This is a genomic window from Bacillus sp. SIMBA_005, from assembly GCF_046535585.1.
Classification (GTDB): Bacteria; Bacillota; Bacilli; order Bacillales; family Bacillaceae; genus Bacillus; species Bacillus pumilus.
The window spans coordinates 1-234 of sequence record NZ_JAWRWI010001201.1 but is presented as its reverse complement, the minus strand read 5'-3'; the positions used below and the strand labels follow the sequence as shown (position 1 = coordinate 234).

Sequence of the window (234 nt, the reverse complement as noted above, 5' to 3'; positions counted from 1 at the left end):
CATTTATAACACAATCTGTTTGATCCTGGCTAACTCCGATCAGACTAGCATTTCCTTCAATCACTTTATTTAAAACTTCTGGATTTTTGGTTAAGTATCCTACAATTTCCTGCATTATTTTTCATCCTCCTCTAAATTAACAATCGCATTTAATAAAGCTTCCGTTTTATTTCTTTCTATCTCCAATTCAAATATCTTACTTTTTAATTTTTTTAACGACAAATGTTTCAAAAC

General features: G+C 29.1%; 1 protein-coding gene. It reads right to left on the bottom strand.

Annotation, left to right across the window (positions count from 1 at the left end; genetic code table 11):
- Positions 1-115 (bottom strand): competence pheromone ComX (comX, locus tag SB660_RS23895; protein WP_410585100.1); only part of this gene is annotated, 115 nt, incomplete at its 3' end.
- Positions 116-234: the final 119 nt, after the last annotated feature.